This window comes from Nocardia brasiliensis NBRC 14402 (genome assembly GCF_000308475.2).
In the GTDB taxonomy this organism is placed as follows: Bacteria; Actinomycetota; Actinomycetes; order Mycobacteriales; family Mycobacteriaceae; genus Nocardia; species Nocardia brasiliensis.
In genome coordinates, this window is sequence record NZ_BAFT02000094.1 from 83,043 (window position 1) to 89,747 (window position 6,705).

The following is a 6,705-nucleotide window of genomic DNA, read 5'->3' on the forward strand; positions in this document are numbered from 1 at the left end:
TGCAGGCCGCGCCGCACGGTCGCGACCGCGCGAGTCGGCTCCGCGCGGTCCAGGCAGGCCTCGCCGACTGTCGTCGGCATGCCGGTCAGGCGGCGAAGACCGCCCGGACGACCGACTCGTCGCCGTCGACCTCGACCAGCCCGAGGGCGCGCGCGTCGTCCAAGGTGAGCGCGCCCGCGGCCAGGCCGAGCACACCCGCCGGATCGGCACGGACCGTGGCGTCGACGTCGCCGCCGTCGGGCAGCCCGACCACGAAGCCCGGCCCCGTCGCGCAGAGCTGGAAGAGCTCGCCGCCGATCTCGAGACCGACCGTCGCGGCGTGACCGTGCTCGACCCGGGTTGCCAGCAGGGCCGGGACGGCGAGGGCGAGCCACTCGGGACGGAATGAGTCGCCGCCGGGGCCGCGCACCATCAACGGAGTGGACCAGCGGATCAGGCCCTCGATCGGCTGACGCAACTCCGCACCCCACGGCGTGAGGGCGTACTCCACCACATTGCCTGCGCCGGCCAGTCGCCGCTCGAGCACACCCGCGGTCTCGAGGTCGCGCAACCGGTCGGCGAGCAGGTTGGTCGCGATGCCGGGCAGACCGTCGATCAGGTCCCGATAGCGCGCCGGGCCGAGGAGGAGCTGGCGCACGATGAGCAGATTCCACCGATCGCCGACCACCTCCAGCGATCGGGCGAGCCCGCAGTACTGACCGTAACTACGCATCCTGTCCTCTACTTGACTTTATAAAGTGTGCTTGAAATGCTCAAGCTTATCCTAGGGCCGAGCCGACAGGGGGCCGTCATGGCTGAGATCACCGCGCGACCGGCATGGGTCGACGACAGTCTGTTCCCGTTCGAGAGCCGTTTCGTCCAGATCGACGGGCACACCGTGCATTACGTCGACGAGGGGTCGGGCCCCACTCTGCTACTCCTGCACGGCAATCCGACCTGGTCGTTCCTCTGGCGCGACGTGATCCGCGCCCTGCGCGCCGACTTCCGGTGCATCGCCCTCGACTACCCGGGCTTCGGATTGTCCACGGCGAAGCCCGGTTACGGCTTCCTGCCCGAGGAACACGCGGACGTGCTCACCGCGTTCGTGGACGCGCTCGACCTCGACGGCGTCACCCTGGTCGGGCAGGACTGGGTGGGCTGATCGGCCTGGCCGCAGCGCAGCGGCGGCCGGGCGTCTTCGATCGGCTGGTGCTCGCCGACACCTGGGCTTGGCCGGTCAACGGCGTCTTCCACTTCGAGTACTTCTCCCGCATCTTCGGCGGACCCCTGGGCCGCTTCCTGGCTCGGCACCTGAACTTCGTCGTCAACGTGTTCATTCCCCTGGGCCACAAGCGGCGCAAGCCGACAGCCGCCGAGATGGCCCACTACCGCCGGCCGATGAGCACTCCGGAGCGCCGCAAGGCCACCGCGGTCTTCCCGCGCAGCGTCCTGTCCAGCCGCGCCTTCTTCGCCGAACTGGAAACGGGTCACGTGAACATCGCTCACCTGCCCACCCTGATCGTCTGGGGCGACGCCGACATCGCCTTCCGCCCCCAGGAACGCGAACGCCTGGAAGCCACCTTCCCCGACCACACCACCGTCATCGTCAACGGCGCGGGCACCTACGTAGAGTCCGACGCCCCCGAAGAGTTCCTCACCGCATTCCGCGAATGGACCGCGACAAACCCCTGATTCCCTTGAGGCAGCACAGTTTTCGAAAGCCGACCGTCATCCGCTTCAAGTCGCCACGCCTGCATGTCGCCGCGATCGAGGACACCGAACTCCCGGTGGCGACCTAGCGGCATCATTCGCCGACCGCGCGCCGACGCCTTTGACCAAACACGGCGGATCACCGACACGATCGCGAGTCCGCAACGACGACGCTGTCATAACCGCCGCAGGGCGAGCACCGGCGGACATCGAAGCCCGAAGGGCGAGCCCTCCCGGCGCAGACCTGGGAGGGGGTCCGGGGGCGAAGCCCGCCGGGCAGGGCGTGGGGGCTGCGCCCCCACAAAACACGCGGAACGAGAACGGCCCACGCTCTGTGTGAGCATGGGCCGCCTACGAGTGGAGCCTAGGGGAATCGAACCCCTAACCCCTGCCTTGCAAAGGCAGTGCTCTGCCAATTGAGCTAAGGCCCCGGATGTCCGTCACCGCGCAGTGTGCGGTGTTCGACTCGGCAACGGTACCTTCCCGCTGTCGGCACGGTCAAAACAGACGGTCGAGGTCGGGCAGCCGCAGTTGCCATTCGAACGCAACCACATGTTGGGGGCCCGGGGGCGAAGCCCGCCGGGCGGGGCGTGGGGGTTGCACCCCCACAAAACACTCCGAAACGAACAATGGCTCACGCTCTTAGTGAGCATGAGCCTGCCGTGAGTGAAGGGTGGGCCTAGGAGGACTTGAACCTCCGACCTCTTCGTTATCAGCGAAGCGCTCTAACCGCCTGAGCTATAGGCCCTTATGTTGTTGTGGCGCGTAGTTCGCGACAACGTGTAGAGAGTACACAACACCGGCCATGCCATCCAAAACGGCTGGTAGAAGCTCCGCGCCGGACAGTTCGGCATGGCCACCGACGGAAACGGCCGGTGCTGCCCGGGAAGGGGCGGCACCGGCCGTTCGGCGAGAGCGGTTTCTAGTCGGGGTCGGCCAGGGTTACCTGGATGCCGCCGACGAGATCACAGCACTGGTTGTAGATGAACGTGCCCACGGTGCCGAGTGCGGTGAACAGCACGACGTTGATCAGGCCGATGACGCCGGCGTAGCCGAAGACCGTGCCCGCGTCGATGAGGCCGACCGACCCGCTGTCCTGGGACACCATGTCGGTGAAGGTGTTGTTCAGCCGCTCCCACACGCCCATACCTTCGAGCACGATGTAGAGCAGGCCGACCGCAAGCATCCACACGAAGAACATCGCGACGCTGATGACGAGCGAGATCTTCAGCGTGGACCACGGGTCGATGCGCCGGATCTGCACGGTGGCGCGCAGCGGTTCGCCGGTGGCGACGGCGGCCGCGACCGCGACGGGCACCGCGGGCGAGATCGGGGTCTGCGGGCCGGTGGTCTCGGGCGCCGACGGCGGCAGCGGGTGCCGGATCTCGGACAGGTCGGGCATGTCCTTGATCAGTTCGGGGCGCGCGATGCTGCGGGTGGGTCCGTCGATGCCGACGGACTTCACCATCGCCGCTTCCTTGCGGGCCGCCTTGGCGGCGAGGTCCGCGGTGGTGCGCGCGTTGGTGACGCCACCACCGAGACCGCCACCGCCGCCGGAACCGCTCGGGCGTCCGGTCACCGGTGCCTGGCCGGGCCGGTACAGGTTGGACTGCGGCTCCCGCTGCGGAAGTTGCGACCACCCTTCCTGGAACGACGATTGGCCACCGCCGTTGCCGCCGGACTGATCCCCGGACTCGGGTGCACCGGACTCAGAGTTGTTCATGCGGACAGTCTGGTCGAACGCTTCTTGGCCGCCTTGACCGGGCACCTGCTCGGGGCCGGACTGCTTGTTCGCGAAATCGCCTTGCTGGTCGTGCATTTCGCGGGGCTGTCCACCCTGCGGGCCGCCTGCCGACGGCCCGCCACCCTGCTGACCACCGGCTTGCGGACCGCCCGGCCGCGCGCCACCCGGCTGACCACCGTGCGGTTGCCCGCCCTGCTGGCCGCCCGGCGACTGCGCACCACCCGGTTGGCCGCCGTTCGGCGGGCCGCCATTCGGCTGCCCGCCGCCCTGCTGCCCGTTCTCTGCCGAGGAGACCGGCCGTGGGATCGGCCGCGGCGGAATCGGTGACGGTGCGATCCGCTCGGTCACACCGTTCGTCTGGTGCCGCTCGTCATTCGGCTGATTCGGAGTGGTCAATGGGAATCCTTAGATCCGTTCGTTGCCGCCGCTGTTGGTTTACTCAGAAGAACCGGTGTCGCTGTCGCCGCCGGCGTGCAGATCGGGATCGGGCTCGTCGGCATTGCGCGCGATAGCAAGCAACGTATCGCCCTCGCCGAGGTTCATCAATCGCACGCCCTTGGTCTGTCGTCCAGCCTTACGAACCTGCTTGGCCACTGTCCGGATGACACCACCACCGGAAGTGATCGCGTACAACTCATCCTCGTCCTCGACGATGAGCGCACCGACCAGGGTGCCACGCTTGGGGTCGTATTGGACGGTCAATACACCTTTACCGCCGCGACCCTGCGTCGTGTACTCCTCGATCGCAGTCCGCTTAGCGTAGCCGCCGGCGGTCGCGACCAGCAGGTATGTATCGGGCCGCACCACGTTCAGCGACAAGAGTTCATCCGAGGCGTTGAACCGCATGCCCTGCACGCCGGAGGTGGCCCGGCCCATCGGACGCAGCGCCTCGTCGGTCGCGGAGAACCGGATCGACTGGCCGAGCGCCGAGACCAGCAGCAGGTCGTCGTCGGCCGAGCAGAGCACGGCACCGACGAGTTCGTCTTCGTCGCGCAGATTCACCGCGACGATGCCGCCACTGCGGTTGGAATCGAAGTCCGACAGCTTCGACTTCTTCACGAGGCCATTCTTGGTGGCGAGCACCAGGTACGGAGCCACTTCGTAGTTTTTGATCTGGATGATCTGGGCGATCTTCTCGTCCGGCTGGAAGGCGAGCAGGTTCGCCACGTGCTGGCCGCGCGCGGTGCGGTTGGCCTCGGGCAGCTCGTACGCCTTGGCGCGGTAGACCCGGCCCTTGTTGGTGAAGAACAGCAGCCAGTCGTGGGTCGAGGAGATGAAGAAGTGCTTGACCAGGTCGTCCTGCTTGAGCCCGGCGCCCTGCACGCCCTTGCCGCCGCGCTTCTGGCTGCGGTAGAGGTCGGTCTTGGTGCGCTTGGCGTAGCCGGTCTCGGTGATCGTGACGACCACGTCCTCGCGGGCGATCAGGTCCTCGTCGGCGACGTCGCCGTCGGCCGCGATGATCCGGGTGCGCCGGTCGTCGCCGTACTTCTCGACGATCTCGGCCAGCTCGTCGCGCACGATCGCGCGCTGCCGTTCTTCCTTGGCGAGGATGTCCTTCAAGTCGGCGATCTCGAGCTCGATCTTGGCCAACTCGTCGACGATCTTCTGCCGCTCCAACGCCGAGAGGCGGCGCAGCTGCATGTCGAGGATCGCGGTGGCCTGGATCTCGTCGATGTCGAGCAACTGCATCAGGCCGGTGCGCGCGGTGTCGGTGTTGGCCGAACGCCGGATCAGGGCGATGACCTCGTCGAGCGCGTCGAGCGCCTTGACCAGGCCGCGCAGGATGTGGGCCCGCTCCTCGGCCTTGCGCAGCAAGTACTTGGTGCGCCGGACGATGACGTCCAACTGGTGCTTGACGTACAGCCGGATCATCTGGTCGAGCCGCAGCGTGCGCGGCACCCCGTCGACGATCGACAGCATGTTGCAGCCGAAGCTGGTCTGCAGCTGGGTGTGCTTGTACAGGTTGTTCAGCACGACCTTGGCGACCGCGTCCCGCTTGACCGTGACCACGATCCGCATGCCCGCGCGGTCGGAGGACTCGTCGTGGATATCGGAGATGCCCGCGATCTTGCCGTCGCGCACCTGCTCGGCGATCGAGTTGATGAAGTTGTCCGTGTTGACCTGGTACGGCAACTCGGTGATGACCAGCGTGGTCCGGCCCTTGTTGTCTTCCTCGATCTCGACCACACCGCGCATCCGGACCGAGCCGCGGCCGGTGGTGTAGGCGTCGTGGATGCCCTGACTACCGACGATGAGTCCGTAGGTGGGGAAGTCCGGACCCTTCACCCGCTCCATGCAGGCGGCCAGCGTCGATTCTTCGTCGGCGTCGTGGTTGTCCAGTGCCCAGTAGATCGCCTCGGCCAGTTCGGTGAGGTTGTGCGGCGGGATATTGGTCGCCATGCCGACCGCGATGCCGTTGCTGCCGTTCATCAGCAGCGCGGGCACCCGGCTCGGCAGCACGGTCGGCTCCTGCGAGCGACCGTCGTAGTTCGGGATGAAATCGACCGTCTCGTGGTCGATTTCGCGCAGCATCTCCATCGCGAGCGGGGTCAGCCGGCACTCGGTGTAGCGCATGGCGGCCGCGCCGTCGTTACCGCGCGAACCGAAGTTGCCCTGGCCGTCGACCAGCGGGTAGCGCAGCGACCACGGCTGCGCCATGCGCACGAGGGTGTCGTAGATCGACGCGTCACCGTGCGGGTGGTAGTTACCCATGGTCTCGGCGACCGGGCGCGCGGACTTCACGTAACCGCGGTCGGGCCGATATCCGTTGTCGTACATCGCGTACAGCACCCGCCGGTGCACCGGCTTCAGGCCGTCGCGCACCTCGGGCAGCGCGCGGCCGACGATCACGCTCATCGCGTAATCGATGTAGCTGTTCTGCATTTCCTGCTGGATGTCGACCGGGTCGATCCGGTCGCCGCCGGTGCCTCCGAACGGAGGCAGCGTCGTGTCGGTCATCAAGTCTCCTTAGCGGGCGGTGCGGTTGCGGTGCCACGCGGGCGCGAACCCGGCGGGCGAGCGCACCGGCTTATACGTCGAGGAAGCGAACGTCCTTGGCATTACGGGTGATGAAGCTGCGGCGGGCCTCCACGTCCTCGCCCATCAGCACGCTGAACAGCTCGTCGGCCGCGGCCGCGTCGTCCAGGGTGACCAGCTTGAGCACGCGCACCGACGGGTCCATGGTGGTTTCCCACAGCTCCTTGGCGTTCATCTCGCCCAGACCCTTGTAGCGCTGCACGCCGTCGTCCTTGTTGATCTTCTTGCCCGCCGCG

General features: G+C 67.3%; 4 protein-coding genes, 2 tRNA genes and 2 pseudogenes. 2 read left to right on the top strand and 6 right to left on the bottom strand.

What is annotated here, in order from left to right:
• Nucleotides 1-85: 85 nt before the first annotated feature.
• On the bottom strand, nucleotides 86-712 hold the full coding sequence (locus TY25_RS32030; protein ID WP_042262470.1) for a winged helix-turn-helix transcriptional regulator: 627 nt from the start codon (nucleotides 710-712) through the stop codon (nucleotides 86-88).
• Between the two features lie 78 nt (nucleotides 713-790).
• On the opposite strand from TY25_RS32030, the pseudogene TY25_RS44720 reads away from it, so the two are divergent.
• A pseudogene (locus TY25_RS44720) lies at nucleotides 791-1,671 on the top strand (alpha/beta fold hydrolase).
• Between the two features lie 376 nt (nucleotides 1,672-2,047).
• On the opposite strand, the gene TY25_RS32040 reads toward TY25_RS44720, so the two are convergent.
• The 3 genes from TY25_RS32040 to TY25_RS32050 form a co-directional block, all read right to left on the bottom strand.
• Nucleotides 2,048-2,120 (bottom strand) — tRNA-Ala (locus TY25_RS32040).
• 243 nt (nucleotides 2,121-2,363) lie between these two features.
• Nucleotides 2,364-2,437: transfer RNA gene (locus tag TY25_RS32045), tRNA-Ile, on the bottom strand.
• A gap of 174 nt (nucleotides 2,438-2,611) precedes the next feature.
• On the bottom strand, nucleotides 2,612-3,412 hold the full coding sequence (locus tag TY25_RS32050) for a DUF3566 domain-containing protein (protein WP_280433452.1): 801 nt from the start codon (nucleotides 3,410-3,412) through the stop codon (nucleotides 2,612-2,614).
• A gap of 24 nt (nucleotides 3,413-3,436) precedes the next feature.
• Here TY25_RS32050 and TY25_RS44805 point away from each other — a divergent pair, with 24 nt between their 5' ends.
• Nucleotides 3,437-3,760: a hypothetical protein gene (locus TY25_RS44805; protein ID WP_370466192.1), complete on the top strand. Its 324-nt coding sequence runs from the start codon at nucleotides 3,437-3,439 to the stop codon at nucleotides 3,758-3,760.
• A gap of 108 nt (nucleotides 3,761-3,868) precedes the next feature.
• On the opposite strand, the gene gyrA is transcribed toward TY25_RS44805, so the two are convergent.
• Together gyrA and TY25_RS32060 are read right to left on the bottom strand one after the other, a co-directional pair.
• Entirely contained in the window at nucleotides 3,869-6,391 is a 2,523-nt protein-coding gene (gene gyrA / locus TY25_RS32055) for a DNA gyrase subunit A (protein WP_042262476.1), read from the bottom strand.
• Between the two features lie 70 nt (nucleotides 6,392-6,461).
• Nucleotides 6,462-6,705 (bottom strand): annotated as a pseudogene (locus tag TY25_RS32060) (DNA topoisomerase IV subunit B); the annotation flags it as partial.